Raw genomic sequence first — 18052 nt, 5'->3', positions numbered from 1 at the left:
ATTGACGTCTTTATATAACAATGACTTTTTTAGATGTTTGTCCTCGTTCTTTCAATTGCGCTGGAAACAATAGCATAGCCAATCATCAACAAAAACAATAAATCTAGCAAACCTGTATGGATGGAAATCATAAAAATCGTAGTGATAAACGCATACGCAATCGTTTGAAACGAGGCAAATCCCGACTGCTTCATCTGGTTATACAACATCGACAAAATCAAGCCATACAGGGCAAATCCAATGATAATCGCCAAATAGCCTGCCTCGACATAAAATTGTCCAAGCAAAGTCGGCGTGGTGGTTCTTCCCGGGCGCGTCACATATTTTCCTTTATCTACCGTAAGCGAATTTACCATTTCTGTGATCTGCATGCGAGGCGATAGCTGCTCACCCGGCAAAACCGTGGAAAATATTCCTTCATGAAGCTTTCCATACATATATCCATGCTTATCGGCATATTCCATTAATTTGCTTAACACAATTCGACCTGTTACGCTCACTTCCGTTAAACCGCGAACCCATTTCGGCGTTTCATCAATTTTGCGGCGAAGAGCCTCATCTCTGCTCATTTGCTCTTTGTTTAACTCCACATTTGGCCCTTCATGGCTGTTAAATTTTTTCGACTGGTCCTCCGTAATGACACGGAAAAATCCGAATAATGAAAGAGACAAACCAACAATAAATAAAAATGCCAACAGCCATGACAGCTTAACGCGCCGAATCGTATAATGGAAAACAATCAAACATGTGAAGCACATAATGGCAATCGGTGTCCGATATCCCATTAACACTAAAAGCAGTAAAACGGCGGCCAACACAAAAAAATACATGCGCATCTGCTTCTTTGTAAGCGGATACTCGCGAACGGCGCGGTCACAAATAAGAAACAGAACAGAAAACCATAAAAACGAACTTAAAAAATTTAACTTCGGATCTAAATGCCTGCGCACCGATTCATCCGTAATCCCAATTTGTCCTGTTGCAAGCATAATAATGTAACTAACTAAGCCGATGAAGCCAAGGAAATACAGAAAATACTTCGTTTTTCCCTTTAAAAAGGCCAGCCCCAAGGAAGGAAACATCCAATTTTTCTTTTGTACAATATGAACAGCTGCTAAATAAGAAAGCATCCCGACTAAAATGGCCCATAAAATATTCCGGTTTGCTTCGAAATATTCTATTTTTCCAAAATCAAATAAACTAACAAAAAAATAAAGAATCAAAATAAAAGGAAAGAAAAAATATGGTGAAAATGAATCAATCTCGTTATTCCACTTTCGCAGCATCCCTAGTCGTTTCATAGCTCTTCAGTTTCCTTCTAAGAAACTTCTTTACTCCTCCTTTTCACCAAAATTTCTTTAACGGACTGTACCTTAAACACCCATAATGCCACAAAGTATATCGCTGCCCCCGACACAATCATGACCGCTAAGTACGGTATGATAGCAAGCCGATCGGTATGCAATTCGTATTTCATAAAAAGCAGTGCAGCTACCATTGCGAGCGTACTAAGTGTAATTTTTCCATATTCCTTCCCAATCACCGAAAGGCGAAATCCACCTGAAATATTATAAAGCGTCGTAAACGTAATCATCGAATATACTAAACCGACAAAGGACGCAGATAAAGCCAAACCTGCCGCTCCTATTGTGCTGGAAAAAATCGCATTAAAAATAATGTTGGCAATAATCGAAACAATTCCTGCCCTCAACATGTAATGCCCTTTTTCCAACGTATAAAAACCCTTCGCTATGACAGCTTGAATGCTGTAAAAAAGAACAGAACCGATATATAAAAACGCATATTCACTTGTTTGGGCGGTCGCACTCGCCGTAAACGCGCCCCGTTCATATACAATCTGGACGCACTCTTTCATCAGAACGAGCATCCCGGCTACCGTCGGCGCCAAAAATAGAAACATGTACGTAAGTCCCTTTTCGATGCCGACTCTAAACAGAGCCATGTCGTTTTTCGTTCTTGCCTCCGCTAACAACGGAAACACAATCGTAGCGATGGTTACTCCAAAAATCGCCTGCGGAATACTTACGAGGCGAAACGCATAGTTTAAAGTAGATACAGCCCCTTCGCCAAGACGAGCTGCAAACAATGTATTCACAAACAAGTTTACTTGGCCGACCGCGATCGTTAGCCCGATTGGCAAAAATATACGGTAAAACGAGATAACTTCTTCTCGATCCATCGGCTGCTTCCAGTCGATAAACCGGCGAGGTCCTAAATAAAACAGCTTGATTAAGAAAGAGAAAACCGTTCCGACAAAATAGCCAAACGGCACGGAATAAATCCCCATTTGGTGATGAAGAAACAGCGCGCCGCCAATCGTACATAGCACTACAATCGTTTGGGAAAATGTCGAAAATGAAAACATTTTTTGGGCATCAAAATATCCTTCAAAAACCGCATTGACACCGACAAGGGCCACTGACAGAAAATAAATGACTGCCGTCCATATAGCAATTTGTGTTCCATGGCTATTAAAATCTGGATATAGCTTTGGAATGACAAATGGCGAAAGAAGCGCTCCGGCGACAGAGATGACAAACGAAATCCAAAATGTTCCCTTTACGATATTCGTTAAATGAGAAAAACCTTTCCCTAGCTGGGAGTACTTATAATAGCTAGGCAAAAAGGCATCTTTCATCCCTGTCAACATAAACAAAATAAGCGCATTGGGGATAGTCATCGCCGCGATATAAGCATCGGTGACATAAGAGTTGCCGAATAATTTGGCGATGATCATATCACGAAACATGCTCGAAAATTTCAAGAAAAAGGTGGATAGCAAAAACAGGATGCTCGCAATGCGTAATTTTGACATACTATCCCTTCTATTCCCTAATCACTTTAATAAGAAATTTCGGAAGCGCAAGCTGCCGCTTCCAACGCCACGGTTCTTTCAGCAAGCGGTACAGCCATTCTAATCCTAGCTTTTGAACGAGGTGAGGAGCTCTTTTTAACCTTCCAGAAATGACGTCAAAAGACCCACCAACTCCTTGATATACTTTTGGGGCCAGCGAATGCATATGATTGACGATCCAATATTCTTGGGCAGGGCTTCCTAACGCGACAAACAAAATGTCTGCTCCCGATTGATTGATTGCGTCTTTGATTACCTGTTCATCTTTCTCATACCCATGCATGGTTCCGACAATTTGAATTCCCGGAAACATTTCTTCCAATCTCCGCTTTGCCTCATCGGCTACTCCCGGCTTTGCCCCGTAAAGGAAAATTTTTTTTCCTCGGGCAGCCGCTTCTTGGCATAAGCGGAGCATCATATCAATTCCCGTTACTCGCGACCGAATGCTTCCACCTTTCAAGATGGAAGCGAAAACCACCCCTATCCCGTCCGGGATAGGGTATGTCGCTTGATTCAGCAATTCCCGCAATCGGTCATCTCGCTGGGCTTTCATAATTTTCTCAGGGTTAATCGCAACGATAAACGATTTACGGTTATGATCAATGTCTTCCATTAATTTTGCCACAAGCTGTTCATACGTGTATCCACAAACATGGACACCTAAAAATGTTTCTTTCATCCTATCACCTAATTCGAAACGTCATCTTGCTTTATTTTAGAGTATTTTTGCCATCCCCGAGCAAGAATACTTGAAATCCGTGCTTCTCCCATTCGTTCCGGTCAATGCAATTTTTTGTATCCAAAATAATTTTAGTACGTACAAGAGAAGCGATCTTTTCCGGATTCATCGTTTTAAATTCGTTATGATCGGTTAAAATGGCAATGATATCCGCATGGGCCACCGCTTCTTCGATTTGCTGCGTCTGGCGCTCCACTTTATTTTCCTTGATATGTGGATCGTAAGCAGTATAATCAAATCCAAGCTTTTCTAAATGATGAATAACCTCAAGCGATGGGCTTTCCCGCATATCGTCAACGTTTCCTTTGAACGCTAGACCAAATACGGCAACACGGCCATGATAGATATTTTCATTTTCAAGAATTTGTTTGATTTTCAGCGCCGTATATTCCGGCATGCTGTCGTTTGTATGGCGAGCAAGACTGATTATTTTCGCTAATTCCGGTTGCAATTCCACTAAAAACCAAGGGTCTACCGCAATGCAATGGCCTCCAACCCCTGGACCAGGCAAATGAATGTTTACACGTGGATGGAAATTAGCAAGACGAATTGCTTCCCACACATTGACGCCAATTTTCTCGCTTATTTTTGCCAATTCGTTTGCAAACGCGATGTTGACATCCCGATACGTGTTTTCTATTACTTTCACCAATTCAGCGGTTGTCGCGTCAGTAATGTGAATCGTTCCTTTGACAAACGTTTTATATAATTCCGCTGTTAAACGTGAAGATTCCTCATTAATCCCGCCGACAATGCGGTCGTTGTTGGTTAATTCTTCAAAAATTCTTCCTGGAATCACACGCTCTGGAGAATGCGAAACAAACAATTCCGTCCCAATCTCTAAATTTGTTTCCTTTAAAATAGGAAGCATGACATCTTCTACCGTGCGCGGCGGCACCGTTGATTCGAGTACGACCAAATTCCCTTTGCGAACATAAGGGACAATCGATTTTGTCGCATCGCGCACATAATCTAAGTTTGCTGTTTTATCTTCATTAATAGGAGATGGAACAGCAATAATAAATACATCCGCTTCCTCCGGTGTGGTGGAAACGGTAAATTTCCCGCTATCAATCGCACTGTTAAGGCGTTCCTGTAATCCCGGTTCTTCAATGTGCAGCTGTTTGTTTTGAATCATCTTTACTGCGTTTTCGTTAATGTCGACACCATGCACTTGGATGCCGTGATTGGCAAACATCACTGCTGTCGGCAATCCAATATACCCTAATCCAATGACGCAAATTTTTTTACTCATAAGAAAGTTTTTCTCTCCTTTTTTATGCAAGATGCCTTTTTTACAACCAAACTTTATTATAGCAAAAAATCATATCATTTGTCTTTATTGTAACGGAAATTCAATATACTGAAACAAATTTTAAATGTATACTTTTCCATATATAAAACCAAATCCGCCATACATGCATCCGTGTTACCGTTTTGAATAATGCCGTTCTTCCGCAAACTAAATAAAAACATGCCAAAATATCTTGATATGGCATGTCATTATTCTTCTATTTTGTTCATATTCCCAAGGCGCTTGAGGCGTTCAATCTGATAATCCGCTTCCGCTTTGCAAGAAACGGGAATGTCTTCTACACCATGTTGTTTTGCCAAGTTCTCGATTTTGGCAAGCTGCTCCTCCGTCGGTGCTTCTGACAGCACTTTGTCGATAACGGAATTAATTTTATCGGCTAATTCCTCATGAAACGCTGGATTTGCTTTCAGGCGATCATCGAGGGAATGAAACCAACTGGAGTGATGCTCAATATAATCGCGCCACCGTTGCATAAATACACGCGGATCAAATCGTTGTTCATTCCATTCAATGTCCCGCATATACGCTTCAAATGTACGAGTAATAGAACGTGTTATTCCAATTTTTACAGAACGGGGAAGATTTTTCAACATTAACTTAAAAAACCTCCGTATGTTTTCTTTTTTGGGGCCAATAGACCCCTAATATTTAATTTTATCATAAGCAAGACAGAAACGAAAAGAAGTTATTTTCTATACTGTATCGGGCTAATTTCGAAAACTCCCGTATTTTCCTTATTAAAAAATTCAAATGGAAAATGGTGCAGGCGGCTGTGTCACCTTGCCAAAATAATAAAGAATTGCTTCCACAATGCGCTTAGAAGCTTGCCCATCTCCGTATGGATTCGAAGCTTTCGCCATTTTTTCATATTCGTTTCGATTATTCAACAGCTCGCGGGTCATGTTGTATATCGTTTCCTCATTAGTTCCCGCTAATTTCAACGTTCCCGCTTCGATGCCTTCCGGTCGTTCTGTCGTATCTCGAAGCACTAATACCGGAACGCCTAACGAAGGCGCTTCTTCCTGCACACCGCCGGAATCGGTCAAAATAAGAAACGCTCTTGCAGCAAGATTATGAAAGTCAAACACCCCTAAAGGCTCGATTAAATGGATGCGCGGATCATTGCCAAGAATTTCATCGGCTACTTCACGCACCGCCGGGTTTAAATGGACAGGATAGACTACTTGCACATCTTCATGCTCTTGAACAATGCGTTTAATCGCGCGGAACATGTTGCGCATGGATTCGCCAAGATTTTCTCTGCGATGGGCAGTTAATAAAATCATGCGGTCATTGCCGATTTTCTCTAAAATATCATGCTTGTAATTTTCTGTCACTGTCGTTTTTAACGCATCGATGGCCGTATTTCCCGTAATAAAAATCGAATCCGGTTTTTTATTCTCATTAATTAAGTTTTCATACGCTTTTTTCGTTGGCGCGAAATGAAGATCGGCGATCACACCGGTAAGCTGACGGTTCATTTCTTCCGGAAATGGTGAATATTTATTCCACGTGCGCAACCCGGCTTCGACGTGTCCGACAGCGATTTGATTGTAAAACGCCGCAAGGCTGGCGACAAACGTGGTTGTCGTATCTCCGTGTACCAGCACTAAATCCGGCTTCACCTTTTTCATCACGTCATCGAGTCCTTCTAAGGCACGGACGGTAATTTCCGTCAATGTTTGACGATCTTTCATAATATTTAAGTCATAATCGGGCTTTATATCGAAAATTTCTAGAACTTGATCCAACATTTGCCGATGCTGCGCCGTTACGGTGACAATCGGTTCAATGAACTCAGAATGTTTTTTCAGCTCCAATACAAGCGGCGCCATTTTAATCGCTTCCGGTCTTGTGCCGAAAATAGTCATTACTTTAATTTTATCAGCCATACTTTCACCTACAATGCCAAAATGTTAAGTCCGATGCAAACTTCATTCCTTACATTATCATAACCGTTCTATTTCCTCAACCGTTAACACATGCCCCTCCCCACAAAACCAAAAACTTCCATAAACTATTGGATGGAGGGGAGCCCTTGTTAGAGAAGAGTAAGTGGTGAAAAAAGCTTGTGCAATTAAGACAATGTTCATGTACATCCATCTCATTATGCTTAAAAATGAGTAACATTAAGATGGCAAACACTCACCTCTTTCTTCCCCACACGCGTATATATCTGCTAAAACAAAGGGACGGCTTTGGAAACTCCCAAGCCATCCCTTTCCTTTATAAATCGTCCATCATCTATCTGAAGCAAAGCATCTGTCGAAGTTTTCCTGACTTAGTATCGTTTTGCGCCCAAGTAACGCGCTTTCCAGTAAGAACTGTCCAAACTGCTGATGGTGACGCCAGTCGAAGAGCCGCTATGAATAAATTGTCTATTGCCGATATAAATGCCCGCGTGGGACGGACCAGATCGACTCGTTTCAAAAAAGACAATATCGCCAACCGATGGGGAGGAAACCGGCGTGCCGACATTCCAAATCGTCGCTACGGTGCGAGGCAAAGAAATTCCTTGTTTTTTAAACAAATAAACAATAAATCCGCTACAATCAAACCCTACTTGCGGCGTTTCTCCGCCCCAAACATATGGTTTGCCAAGAAGTTCCGAAGCATCGGCAATAAGTTCAATAACATCAAGCTTTCGTTGCGGCGCTTTTCCCATCAAACGCTCATATGTTTCTGTATCCACAACACCTGTCACTTTCATATTAACATCGCGTTGGAATTTCTTTACTGCCTCTGCTGTCATCGTTCCATAATAGCCAGTGATTTGCGAATATGTAAAATAGCCAAGTTGTTTTAGCTTTGTTTGCACTTCTTTCACTGCAGAACCAGTCGCTCCAATCGTTAAATAGATCTCCTCTTTTGTTGTGGACGGCTGGGGTTTAGAGCTGGCTGCCGCTTCGTTTATTTTCGCCAGCGTCGCGCTGTCAGCCACCCCAGTAACTGGAAGTTTGTTTTGCTGCTGGAATTTGCGGACCGCCTCCGCCGTAAACGTTCCATAGTAATCCGTAATTTCCGGATATGTAAAATAACCGAGCTGCTTTAATTTTTGTTGCAATTTGCTTACTTCCGTCCCTCTTGAACCTATTTTTAATGCATTTGCTTGCAAAGTTTTGTTAGATTGCTTATTCACCGCGTTTTGAATCAACTGTACAGTGCGCGCATCTGCGATTCCTGTCGCGGAAAGGCCGTTATTTCGTTGAAACTTTTTGACCGCCTCTTGCGTAATCGTTCCATAATACCCGGTGATCTGTGGATATTGGAAATAGCCAAGCAGCTTTAAGTTTTGCTGCAGCACTTTTACATTGTTTCCGCGCGAACCGATTTTCATTTCCGCCGCACTAGTAGCAGCTGTTTCTTTCAGCTTAGCGTATGTAGCGTCATCGACGATGCCCGTGGCCGGCAAACGAACAGATGCTTGAAACGCTTTTACTGCCTGCTCGGTAATCGTGCCGAAATAGCCTGTGACAGTCGGATATGTAAAAAATCCTTTCTCTTTTAATAGCTGCTGAAGCTCTTTCACTTGCGGCGAACTCATCCCCACTTTCCATTCCGCCGCTTTTCCATCATCCGGCATAAGAAACAGTGCAGAGGCGAAAGCGGACGTTAACACGATATGCCTTGGTTTCCAATTCACAATCATCTACCTCTCCCTTATTGTTTCTGCTTCCTTCTTTTGCACAGCGGTGATCGCAACCGTTTGCCGCTTTGAATCAATGCTTGGCTTTCTGTTTCTCACTCTAACACCTTTTCGCTTTTCCCCAAACGTCTTTACAGTTTTGATGTCGAAAAAAAGAATCTACATAGCAACTTTTGAGAGATACGACATCTTTTTAGGCAGATTCCATTTTTCGACACGCGGAAAGGTGTGAAAAGTGGTCATATATATCATTAGTATAGCGAAACTTCCTTTCTCATAGAAAGAGCATTTTTGTTTTTTTATACAAAATTTAGATAATCTTTACGAAAAAACAGCCATGTTCGCTGCCATCCAAACTAGAATAATCGCGGCGGGGAACTGGAAAACTTTAAAAAAATAATAGGGAATACCCTATTTAAGCAAGGATCAAATCGTATTGAATATCTGCAGCTTAACGTACAATCCTCATCCAAAATACCATAGGAAAAGCAGAACAAACGAGGGAAGTTCTTGAGGCGATCATAAAACAGCTACAACCGTTTATTGTTTTTTCTTGCCGGGCACATAAATAAATAAGAAATACGATTGTTGTCCAAAATATAAAGCGACTGCAAAATGTAATAAATAAGCTGCCTCTCAATGGTTAATAGCTCATTGGTGTGAAGGCGGAGATATTTTTGTTCGAGCTGATTCCACTCATAGAGGGCAATTTCGAACTTTTGTTTTTGTAAATCAAGCTTTACGATAAACATATATAGTTGATTGATCGATTTAAATACGAAATACAATTGAGCATCACAAGAACACGCAATGGTGCGAAACCGCGCTTCTTCCCCCAAGAAACGGTCATGTTTTTCCTTGCTTTTTAAAAACCGCAATGAATCCGTAAAATTAGTTGGTGCAATCGTTTTCAATTTGATCGAAAATGGGCTTCGCATTTCTTTGATAAATACCCGATACGTTCCTTTCTTTCGTTTGAAACCTTTCCGCTCACTTACCATTAAATCCGCGAGATAAATATTCACCATCATCCCTCTTTTTCCTAGTTATAGTAAATATTTATCCATTTTTCGCTTATTGTACCATGATGACAGTCAACGGACAAAGATGTCGAACATTGACAAGTGGAAAAGTTTGATCTTTTTAGGAACAAATAAACAAACGTTCCTAAACAGAACACAAACCTCTTCCACGCTCTCCTATCTTTAAGTTATTGATGGATTTTATTTGAGCGTGGTGATAATGATCATGAATTTAGGAGAAAAACTAAAATATTTGCGCAAACAGCATAATTGGACACAAGAACAGCTGGCGCAACATCTCAATATATCGCGCTCACAAATCAGCAAATGGGAAAACGGGGATTTGCTTCCGGACGTGCAATCGTTGCAAAAACTAAGCAATTTATACAAAGTGAGCGTCGATTTTTTAATTGGGAAGCATACGACAAAAAAAGAGTTGCTGCGAGAGGTAAACCTTCTATATCAAACGGATCGTATTGATGAAAAAATGTTGGATATTATTGACTATTTGAGACAAAACCCAAATATGGAAAAAACGATTTACTCGCTGACCCAATTGCCGGTCAAAAAGCGAAGACATTTAGAATCGATCATCATTAAGCTAGTAAAAGAATTTTCCGATGCCATCAAATAATCACATCCAGCTATTCGCTTTGCACGGTGCAAGCAACGAAAACGCTCGATATCTACAAAAAAAAGCGCTAACGTTTCCTGCTAGCGCAAAGTTGGGGATGTTACGAGGAAACACGCTCTCTTTCTTTTGGGGAAAAGGTTGGAAGGAAAAGAATGGGGAATCATAGAGGAAATTTACGCATGTTCGATCCATTCATTCGTTTTGCCGCCCATAAACCGCACGGATTCAGCCACTACTTCTGTCACGTATACTCGTTGCCCATCTTTCTTTTCATAGTTTCTTGTCTGAATCCGCCCCATGACGCCAATAATCGAACCTTTCCGGCAGTAATTGGCTGTATTCTCCGCCACTTTCCGCCAAAGTGTACATTGAACGAAATCGGTATCAATTCCCCCTTCCGCATTGCGAAAATTTCTTGTTACCGCTAACGTAATGTTAGCGACTGCTGCTCCATCGGCGGTATATCGAAGTTCCGGATCTTTTGTCAACCGGCCGACGAGCACGACTTGATTAATCATGTTTCGACACATCCCTCCCTTCCATTTCGATGCATATTCATCATAATGGACTTCTATTTCTTCGTAAAATCATCATTTTTTAATTTTACATACCGTTTGTTTCCGCAATTATGATGGTCATACGGTCTGAACGATGTAAAATCGACAGCAAAATTCAATTTTTCTATATTCTCATCAAAAATAGACTTATCGAACCATAAAATGACAGCTCACCACATCGATACGGTTGCAATTGGATAAAATATTAAATAGATAACGGGCACGTGATACATTTTCCCTCGGTCGTTGGAATATGCTATAATTTCTACAAGGACAATGTTGACGAGGTGATGGAATGAAGACCTTCAAGCTTGTGGGGCTCTCCGTTGTTTACGATGATTTGCACCAACAAGAAATCCCGTTTATTGATGGACTGATTATTAATAAAGAAGACGGACAAAATCGCTGGCTAATCGAAACATATTTAGATAAAGAATACGAATCGATATTTTCAGAACTGCAAAAAAGAAATGACGAATTCCGTCTTCAAGTAACGATTACAAACCGAAGCAACGATCCCGCCAATATGCTCGCAACTGTTCGTTCCATCACAAGAATGAACGACCATATCAGCGTGCTTATGGATGGATTGTTAATCCGAAGCAAAACAGATTTAGCGGAAGTGGTACTTGCGGGTCTTGTAAAAAAAGGGCTGCAAGGAGAAGCATTGTTGAAGGAATTTAAACAGCAATTGAACGAGCGCCGCGGCTTTAAAAACAATGAATCAACCATAAAGGGCTAGAATCACGCATCTAGCCCTTTTTCTTTATGGTGGAAACAAGCTGCGCAATGAGAACATAGCGCTGCTTCGCTTTGCCAATAAAATGGAACGGATAGCATGTCGTCACCGTTAATGTTGGACGAGGCTTTTCGACGAGAACCGTACGGTTGTTTTCATCCACGATGCGGACTTTTTTTACTCGATAAATAAACTGCTTCATTGTTGTTTCCACAATTAATTTGTCGCCAACACCGATTTGGCCCAATTGCCGAAATACAGTATCACGATGACCGGATAGCACCATATTATTCTTATCTCGTTCTCCCGGCAAAGCGCTTTTTGGATAATGCCCAATTCCTTTTCGCAATTGCCGCTCTTCTGTTCCATGATAAATTGGTATAGAAACGCCAAGCTTTGGAATCGATAACATCCCGATTTGCTCGCCAATCTCCGGTTTGGCGGCCGTATTTATAGTCATTTGCCGAGCAATAGGCGTTTTTCCTTTCTCTTCCAACGGTTTTACAGCATCGTACCCGAGCCAATAGGAATATCCATTCCAAAGTGCCAACACCAATCCTATCATTATACAAACCAACGCACCGTACGTTTGATATGTTTTCCACCGCCCGCTCATATGTCTCACTCCGCTAATTTGCTTCTTGCGCGCCAATAAACATAAGCGCCAAGCAAAACAAACAGAAGACCAAGCAACATATTGGCAAGATACGGAGAAGCGGTATCTGGCATTTTTTCGCCATACATTTTTTCTTTCATTTCACTTGCTAATGCGCTGGCGTCGATCAATTTTTCACCTGCTCGGAACACATATCCCGAAGTAAACATTTCTTCCGACAACTGGACATCGGAAAGCAATTCTCCTTTTTGATTGTATAGCTCGACCCGTAAATCCCGACCACCGAGCGTATCCATTGACAAAAGCCGGCGATAAGATACTTCCTGCTTGTCCCCGTTTTTCTCCAGGTAAAATTTCGGTTGTATTTCCAGCGCAGCCAGCACATCTTCCCAAATGGAAAACAATTGTTTCTGTTGCTGCTTCGTTAGCTGTGTTGCATCTTCCACTTGAAGAAACGGTTGTATGCGCGCGCTCAATGCTTCTAACTGTTGCTTCAAATTTTGGTGATGAAGCGATGCAATATGCGCAAATAAACGATTCGCTTCCTTTTCTGTAAACCCAATCGCCCCAAGCATATCATTAATTTGCTGCATTTGTTCGTTATGTCGCAAATAAAAGCCAACAGCCGCATCCAAGTCATCAATAAACGTATAATCTTGAACCGTTTCTCCAAACTGGCCAAGCAATGCTTCTAATTCTTCTTGTGTCAGTTGATAGCGTGTAAGCAGCTGATGGAAATTTTCTTCTGTAATCGGTGTACCGAGCCACTGCTTTAGCTCATCCATCGTCTGAAAATCTGCGACCGTCATCTGGTAATCATCTAAATAATTTAGTAAATCTTCCATCGTCCAGCCGATGCTGCTTATGTACTGCTCTAGTTCTTGCTTTTGGATTTGCGCAAATGCATGCGGTCCGTCATGGGCGATGGTGAAAACGAAACATGCGATGATGGCGAAGAAAAATCGTTTCAATGCCGTTTCCTCCCTCATAAAATATATACATTGGTAGTATTTTCCGAACTTCTATGTCTTATGTATAAAAACATATAAAAAGAGGCGGATACGAAAGTAATGGATTACTTTTCGTTCCGCCTCTTATGTATTTTATACTTCGTTTCCTACGGAAGCCTCTTGAAAATACGCTTCATAAAGCGCGCGAACCGCATCGGCCACGACTTCTTCTTTTACGCCGAACATCATGCTTACTTCCGATGAACCTTGGTTGATCATTTCAAGGTTAATGTTTGCCTTCGCAAGCGCCGCAGTTGCTTTTGCCGCCATCCCGACGGTGCGTTCCATGCCTTCGCCAACCACCATAATCAGCGCAAGTCCATGTTCGATATGAACTTCATCGACTTCCAGCTCCGTTTGAATGCGGTCTAAAATGCGCTGCTCTTTTCCTCCTTCTAATTGATTTTCCCGTAAAATAACGGACATGTTGTCAATGCCAGAAGGAGTATGCTCATACGAAATTCCTTCATCCTCTAGAATTTGCAGCAGTCTGCGGCCAAATCCGATTTCCCGGTTCATTAAATATTTGCTGATGTTAATGCTGCAAAATCCCGTATCACTAGCGATGCCGGCAATCGGTTCGTCGTGATGGTTGCGTTTGGCGACAATCCAAGTGCCTGGAGCGGCAGGGTTATTCGTATTTTTCACACAAACAGGAATGCCTGCTTTATAAACTGGTTCCAGCGCTTCGTCATGAAACACGGAAAATCCGGAATAAGAAAGTTCGCGCATTTCTCGGTATGTAATTTCTTTTAACTGGCGTGGGTTTTCGACAATGGAAGGATTGACGCAATAAATCGAATCGACATCCGTAAAGTTTTCATACACATCTGCTTTCACCCCGGCTGCTACAATCGATCCGGTAATATCTGAACCTCCGCGTGGGAATGTGACGATATTCCCTTCCAATGAGTAGCCAAAAAATCCCGGAATCACTAATACGCCGCGTCGTTTTCGTAAATGATATAGCTTTTCATACGATTCCGGCAAAATTTGCGCATTACCCGGTTCATCCGTTACAATAATTCCTGCTTCCCGCGGATTGACGTAGCTTGCTTCTAACCCTATCTCCTGTAAATAAAGCGCCATCAATCTAGCGTTATGATCTTCCCCGCTCGCTTTTATCGCGTCCATCAAGCGGCACGGATCATGCCGATATTCGTTCATTTTCCAACGCAAATCCTTTTCTAGCTCTGCTGTAAATTCATCTGCCGGTAATTCCAGCTCCTTGGCGATTTCTGCATATCGTTTTACTACCGCCTGAACGATCTCATCGCATGCTTTTCCGTCCATAACCGCTTGTGCCAATTGAATAAGGATATCAGTTATTTTTATATCCTCTTTAAATCGTTTCCCCGGCGCCGATACAACAATAATGCGGCGCTCCACATCAGAGCTGACGATATCGGCGACTTTTCGAAACTGTGTGGCGCTTGCGACCGAACTTCCCCCAAATTTTGCCACTTTCATATTCCATAACCCTTTCTGTCTGAAAATCTCTTATATTTGTTTATCATACCACACTTTTTTATCAATGGTGTCATTATTTTTTATGAATTCTGAAAACGGTATTGCTGCGAAAATGATTTTCTGCCGGTACTTACTTTTGCGCCACATTGCCATTTTGCACATTGGCAATTCCTTCTTTACACACGCCATACGGAAGCCACGAACAGTTGGCGCATAAGTAATCTAAATCATCCGGCCGCACTTTTTGCGCTGTAAGCCGCACTAATTCCGATTTTAAATAAATTTCGTTTTCTTCAATTCCTAAATGGCGAATCACTTTTTGGTCCATGGAGATCACATGTTCATTCGAATTTGGATCTGCTTGGCATGCCGTTTCCCCGTGATGCGGACATGTCATGCACGTATCATCGAGCGCAGCAACGACTTGAATCGGAAAATCTTGTTCTTCATCGCGAATTTTCGTCACTACTTCCCACATTTTTTTGACAAACGACGGGCTATATCCCATTCCGCGAAATCCATGAACACATAATAAATGATGACCTCGCAGCCTTAGCGGCTTCATTGCTTTTCTCCTCCCCTTTTCTATTAGTTCCATCTTACTCAAAGAAGCGCGATTCTACAACTAAAAAAAGGAAGCAACGTTGACGGTGGATACATCACCATGGCATTCTTAAAATATACAACACGAATCAGAAAGGAACTGCCAACGATGAAAATGACAAAAGAGGAAGTTGCCCGTATATTGTCCATTCTCCTTCATGAATTGACCGCCCATTGGACGAAAGAAAAAGTTCATTCCGATGTGCTTGAAATCATTATGAAATTACGAATTCAAGCAGCGGATGAGAATGAATATATGCATGGATTGCTCGCCAATGTAGCATTCGCAACAGAATCGTCGCATGCTTTACAACAAGTGCTTGGAACCATGCTTGAGGAGCAATCATTTCTTTCTGCCAGAGAAATGGAGGAAATGATGAACGAAGCGCAAGCGCGAATTCGCGAGCATATATCCGAACTTATTTCCCGCTATAAAGCGCATTTCGAACAAATTGATGATACAATCGAGCGCAAAAAGCAGCTCGAACGCTCTTATTGTGCGCTTTTAATCGTCAATCGTGTCAAAACAGACTTTCTGTTTCAATTTATTCACGAACAAAATCAAAACGTCGCAAAACAACTTTTTGCGGCAAATCCAAGCGATGTGCTCGAAGCGTTCCATCATTTAAGCAGCGTATATGCAAGCCAATGGATAGAAGGACTCGAGCTGCATTACTAGATCATCATTTTTATTTTTATAAAATTTTAAATAAATCAAAATTTGTTTTGACAAAATTGTGACAAAATGATAACTTAATTACTGGGAGAAATTTTTCACTTCATTATATTGAATGCGCTTTCTTGTAAGCGCATATAAAAAATATATAAGGGGGAAACTTGGATGATTTACGCTCAACCTGGGCAGCCTGGTTCACTGATCACGTTCAAAAAACGCTATGAAAATTTCATTGGCGGCAAATGGGTTCCACCGGTCGATGGAGAGTATTTTGAAAATATTTCCCCTGTGACAGGGCAAGCTTACTGCGAAGTGCCACGCTCCCGAGCAGCTGATATCGAACTTGCGTTGGATGCTGCTCATGCTGCAAAAGATGCATGGGGCCGTACTTCCCCTGCCGAACGCGCGCGAATCCTCAACAAAATTGCTGACCGTATGGAAGAAAACTTGGAAATGCTCGCTGTTGCAGAAACATGGGAAAACGGCAAGCCGATTCGCGAAACGTTGAATGCCGACATTCCGCTTGCGATCGACCATTTCCGCTATTTCGCCGGTTGCATCCGTGCGGAAGAAGGCACTTTATCCGAAATCGATCACGATACGGTCGCCTATCACTTTAAAGAGCCTCTTGGTGTTGTCGGACAAATCATCCCTTGGAACTTCCCGCTTTTAATGGCAGCATGGAAACTCGCTCCAGCGTTAGCAGCTGGAAACTGCGTTGTCTTAAAACCTGCAGAGCAAACACCGACATCGATCCTTGTTTTAATGGAGTTAATTCAAGACATCCTTCCTCCAGGTGTTGTCAACGTTGTGAACGGATTCGGAGTGGAAGCTGGAAAACCGCTTGCTTCAAGCAGCCGCATCGCTAAAATTGCTTTCACTGGCGAAACGACAACAGGACGTCTAATCATGCAATACGCATCGCAAAACATTATTCCAGTCACATTGGAGCTTGGAGGAAAATCGCCAAACATCTTCTTCGAAGACGTGGCGGCAAAAGATGATGAATTTTTCGATAAAGCGATCGAAGGCTTTACGTTGTTTGCTTTAAACCAAGGCGAAATATGTACATGCCCTTCCCGCGCTCTCATTCATGAATCCATTTACGACAAATTTATGGAGCGCGCGTTAGAGCGTGTAAAACAAATTAAACAAGGCAATCCGCTCGATACGGAAACGATGATCGGCGCACAAGCGTCTTCGGAACAATTAGAAAAAATATTATCGTACATTGATATCGGCAAACAGGAAGGCGCCGAATTGCTTGCCGGCGGAGAACGGAATATCCTAGAAGGCGACTTAAAAGACGGATATTACGTAAAACCGACCGTCTTTAAAGGCCACAATAAAATGCGCATTTTCCAAGAAGAAATTTTCGGACCAGTCGTTGCAGTCACTACATTTAAAGACATGGACGAAGCATTAGAGATCGCCAATGACACATTGTATGGCTTAGGTGCAGGCGTATGGACGCGCGACATTAATACCGCTTATCGCGTTGGCCGCGGCATTCAAGCAGGGCGCGTCTGGACAAACTGCTACCACATGTATCCTGCACACGCAGCATTCGGAGGCTATAAGCAATCCGGATTCGGCCGCGAAACACATAAAATGATGCTTGAACATTATCAACAAACGAAAAACTTGCTTGTCAGCTATTCACCGAAAAAACTAGGACTCTTCTAATTTTTAGGCAGCGTGTCATTCACGCTGCCTTTCCTGCCATCCATCTTTTTTATTTTAGGAGGGAGATTGCGATGAGTAATCAGCCAAAAGTAATCGCGACAGAGGCCGCTTTGGAGCTGATTGAAAAGTTAAAAGCAAAACACGGACCGTTAATGTTTCATCAATCCGGCGGGTGTTGCGATGGAAGTTCACCGATGTGCTACCCGCAAGGCGAGCTGATCGTCGGCGATTCCGATGTATTGCTTGGCGAAATCGGCGGCTGTCCGTTTTACATTTCGAAAGCGCAATACGAATATTGGAAACATACGCAGCTCATTATCGACGTCGTTCCGGGGCGCGGCGGCATGTTTTCGTTAGAAGGTCCAGAAGGCGTCCGTTTTCACACACGCTCAAAAGTGTTTGACAGTTGATCACCGCTTCGTAAATAAAGCGACAAAACGCACCAGCACACCGTCAACAACACC

At 42.3% G+C, this 18052-nt stretch carries 18 protein-coding genes; 5 read left to right on the top strand and 13 right to left on the bottom strand.

Going from position 1 to position 18052, the window contains the following annotated elements; all coding sequences use genetic code 11:
* Positions 1-29 precede the first annotated feature (29 nt).
* The 8 genes from FNL97_RS01500 to FNL97_RS01465 all read right to left on the bottom strand — a co-directional run bounded on the left by FNL97_RS01500 (position 30) and on the right by FNL97_RS01465 (position 9606).
* On the bottom strand, positions 30-1301 hold the full coding sequence (locus FNL97_RS01500; RefSeq protein WP_143414883.1) for an oligosaccharide repeat unit polymerase: 1272 nt from the start codon (positions 1299-1301) through the stop codon (positions 30-32).
* A 17-nt stretch (positions 1302-1318) separates the two neighbouring features.
* A complete protein-coding gene (gene murJ, locus FNL97_RS01495) occupies positions 1319-2836 on the bottom strand; it encodes a murein biosynthesis integral membrane protein MurJ (RefSeq protein ID WP_143414882.1) in 1518 nt (505 codons plus the stop codon).
* Positions 2837-2846: 10 nt separating this feature from the next.
* Positions 2847-3554, bottom strand: coding sequence for a WecB/TagA/CpsF family glycosyltransferase (locus FNL97_RS01490; protein ID WP_097353893.1), 708 nt, complete (start codon positions 3552-3554; stop codon positions 2847-2849).
* A 31-nt stretch (positions 3555-3585) separates the two neighbouring features.
* A complete protein-coding gene (locus tag FNL97_RS01485) occupies positions 3586-4869 on the bottom strand; it encodes a nucleotide sugar dehydrogenase (protein WP_143414881.1) in 1284 nt (427 codons plus the stop codon).
* 248 nt (positions 4870-5117) lie between these two features.
* On the bottom strand, positions 5118-5522 hold the full coding sequence (locus FNL97_RS01480; protein WP_143414880.1) for a hypothetical protein: 405 nt from the start codon (positions 5520-5522) through the stop codon (positions 5118-5120).
* A gap of 153 nt (positions 5523-5675) precedes the next feature.
* Positions 5676-6821, bottom strand: a complete 1146-nt coding sequence (wecB, locus tag FNL97_RS01475; RefSeq protein WP_143414879.1) for a non-hydrolyzing UDP-N-acetylglucosamine 2-epimerase — start codon at positions 6819-6821, stop codon at positions 5676-5678.
* A gap of 389 nt (positions 6822-7210) precedes the next feature.
* Positions 7211-8578: a C40 family peptidase gene (locus FNL97_RS01470; RefSeq protein WP_205729482.1), complete on the bottom strand. Its 1368-nt coding sequence runs from the start codon at positions 8576-8578 to the stop codon at positions 7211-7213.
* A gap of 527 nt (positions 8579-9105) precedes the next feature.
* Positions 9106-9606, bottom strand: a complete 501-nt coding sequence (locus FNL97_RS01465; RefSeq protein WP_143414878.1) for a hypothetical protein — start codon at positions 9604-9606, stop codon at positions 9106-9108.
* A 211-nt stretch (positions 9607-9817) separates the two neighbouring features.
* Between FNL97_RS01465 and FNL97_RS01460 the strand changes: the two genes are divergently transcribed.
* A complete protein-coding gene (locus FNL97_RS01460) occupies positions 9818-10231 on the top strand; it encodes a helix-turn-helix domain-containing protein (RefSeq protein WP_015865174.1) in 414 nt (137 codons plus the stop codon).
* 173 nt (positions 10232-10404) lie between these two features.
* Here FNL97_RS01460 and ssb read toward each other — a convergent pair whose 3' ends face one another.
* Positions 10405-10749 (bottom strand): single-stranded DNA-binding protein, encoded by a 345-nt coding sequence (gene ssb / locus FNL97_RS01455; protein ID WP_015865176.1) that lies wholly within the window; start codon positions 10747-10749, stop codon positions 10405-10407.
* A 334-nt stretch (positions 10750-11083) separates the two neighbouring features.
* Between ssb and FNL97_RS01450 the strand changes: the two genes are divergently transcribed.
* Positions 11084-11530 (top strand): YwpF-like family protein, encoded by a 447-nt coding sequence (locus FNL97_RS01450; protein WP_015865177.1) that lies wholly within the window; start codon positions 11084-11086, stop codon positions 11528-11530.
* 10 nt (positions 11531-11540) lie between these two features.
* On the opposite strand, the gene srtD is transcribed toward FNL97_RS01450, so the two are convergent.
* From srtD to FNL97_RS01430, 4 genes are all read right to left on the bottom strand, one after another.
* Entirely contained in the window at positions 11541-12143 is a 603-nt protein-coding gene (gene srtD, locus FNL97_RS01445; protein ID WP_015865178.1) for a class D sortase, LPxTATN-specific, read from the bottom strand.
* A 5-nt stretch (positions 12144-12148) separates the two neighbouring features.
* Positions 12149-13114 (bottom strand): processed acidic surface protein, encoded by a 966-nt coding sequence (locus tag FNL97_RS01440; RefSeq protein WP_015865179.1) that lies wholly within the window; start codon positions 13112-13114, stop codon positions 12149-12151.
* 132 nt (positions 13115-13246) lie between these two features.
* Complete coding sequence (locus FNL97_RS01435; protein ID WP_062677831.1) at positions 13247-14623, bottom strand: aspartate kinase; 1377 nt, start codon at positions 14621-14623, stop codon at positions 13247-13249.
* A 130-nt stretch (positions 14624-14753) separates the two neighbouring features.
* Entirely contained in the window at positions 14754-15188 is a 435-nt protein-coding gene (locus FNL97_RS01430; RefSeq protein ID WP_062677832.1) for a DUF1284 domain-containing protein, read from the bottom strand.
* Between the two features lie 147 nt (positions 15189-15335).
* On the opposite strand from FNL97_RS01430, the gene FNL97_RS01425 reads away from it, so the two are divergent.
* The 3 genes from FNL97_RS01425 (at position 15336) to FNL97_RS01415 (ending at position 17998) form a co-directional block, all read left to right on the top strand.
* Positions 15336-15905, top strand: coding sequence for a hypothetical protein (locus FNL97_RS01425; protein ID WP_062677838.1), 570 nt, complete (start codon positions 15336-15338; stop codon positions 15903-15905).
* A gap of 162 nt (positions 15906-16067) precedes the next feature.
* Entirely contained in the window at positions 16068-17588 is a 1521-nt protein-coding gene (adh, locus tag FNL97_RS01420; RefSeq protein ID WP_062677833.1) for an aldehyde dehydrogenase, read from the top strand.
* A 71-nt stretch (positions 17589-17659) separates the two neighbouring features.
* Entirely contained in the window at positions 17660-17998 is a 339-nt protein-coding gene (locus tag FNL97_RS01415; RefSeq protein ID WP_033008378.1) for a DUF779 domain-containing protein, read from the top strand.
* The last annotated feature ends 54 nt before the right edge of the window (positions 17999-18052 follow it).

The sequence above is a fragment of the Geobacillus sp. E263 genome (genome assembly GCF_007197795.1).
Lineage (GTDB): Bacteria > Bacillota > Bacilli > Bacillales > Anoxybacillaceae > Parageobacillus_B > Parageobacillus_B toebii.
Note: the sequence above shows the minus strand (reverse complement) of the source record. Positions and strands in the feature narration are given on the sequence as shown.

Bases quoted from the DNA above. Each gene is read 5' to 3' on its own strand.
- FNL97_RS01485 (WP_143414881.1), bottom strand. From the start codon at position 4,869: ATGAGTAAAAAAATTTGCGTCATTGGATTAGGGTATATTGGATTGCCG.
- FNL97_RS01460 (WP_015865174.1), top strand. From the start codon at position 9,818: ATGATCATGAATTTAGGAGAAAAACTAAAATATTTGCGCAAACAGCAT.
- FNL97_RS01465 (WP_143414878.1), bottom strand. From the start codon at position 9,606: ATGATGGTGAATATTTATCTCGCGGATTTAATGGTAAGTGAGCGGAAA.
- FNL97_RS01480 (WP_143414880.1), bottom strand. From the start codon at position 5,522: ATGTTGAAAAATCTTCCCCGTTCTGTAAAAATTGGAATAACACGTTCT.
- FNL97_RS01450 (WP_015865177.1), top strand. From the start codon at position 11,084: ATGAAGACCTTCAAGCTTGTGGGGCTCTCCGTTGTTTACGATGATTTG.
- srtD (WP_015865178.1), bottom strand. From the start codon at position 12,143: ATGAGCGGGCGGTGGAAAACATATCAAACGTACGGTGCGTTGGTTTGT.
- wecB (WP_143414879.1), bottom strand. From the start codon at position 6,821: ATGGCTGATAAAATTAAAGTAATGACTATTTTCGGCACAAGACCGGAA.
- adh (WP_062677833.1), top strand. From the start codon at position 16,068: ATGATTTACGCTCAACCTGGGCAGCCTGGTTCACTGATCACGTTCAAA.
- FNL97_RS01490 (WP_097353893.1), bottom strand. From the start codon at position 3,554: ATGAAAGAAACATTTTTAGGTGTCCATGTTTGTGGATACACGTATGAA.
- FNL97_RS01435 (WP_062677831.1), bottom strand. From the start codon at position 14,623: ATGAAAGTGGCAAAATTTGGGGGAAGTTCGGTCGCAAGCGCCACACAG.
- FNL97_RS01430 (WP_062677832.1), bottom strand. From the start codon at position 15,188: ATGAAGCCGCTAAGGCTGCGAGGTCATCATTTATTATGTGTTCATGGA.
- FNL97_RS01415 (WP_033008378.1), top strand. From the start codon at position 17,660: ATGAGTAATCAGCCAAAAGTAATCGCGACAGAGGCCGCTTTGGAGCTG.
- FNL97_RS01425 (WP_062677838.1), top strand. From the start codon at position 15,336: ATGAAAATGACAAAAGAGGAAGTTGCCCGTATATTGTCCATTCTCCTT.
- FNL97_RS01500 (WP_143414883.1), bottom strand. From the start codon at position 1,301: ATGAAACGACTAGGGATGCTGCGAAAGTGGAATAACGAGATTGATTCA.
- murJ (WP_143414882.1), bottom strand. From the start codon at position 2,836: ATGTCAAAATTACGCATTGCGAGCATCCTGTTTTTGCTATCCACCTTT.
- ssb (WP_015865176.1), bottom strand. From the start codon at position 10,749: ATGATTAATCAAGTCGTGCTCGTCGGCCGGTTGACAAAAGATCCGGAA.
- FNL97_RS01470 (WP_205729482.1), bottom strand. From the start codon at position 8,578: ATGATTGTGAATTGGAAACCAAGGCATATCGTGTTAACGTCCGCTTTC.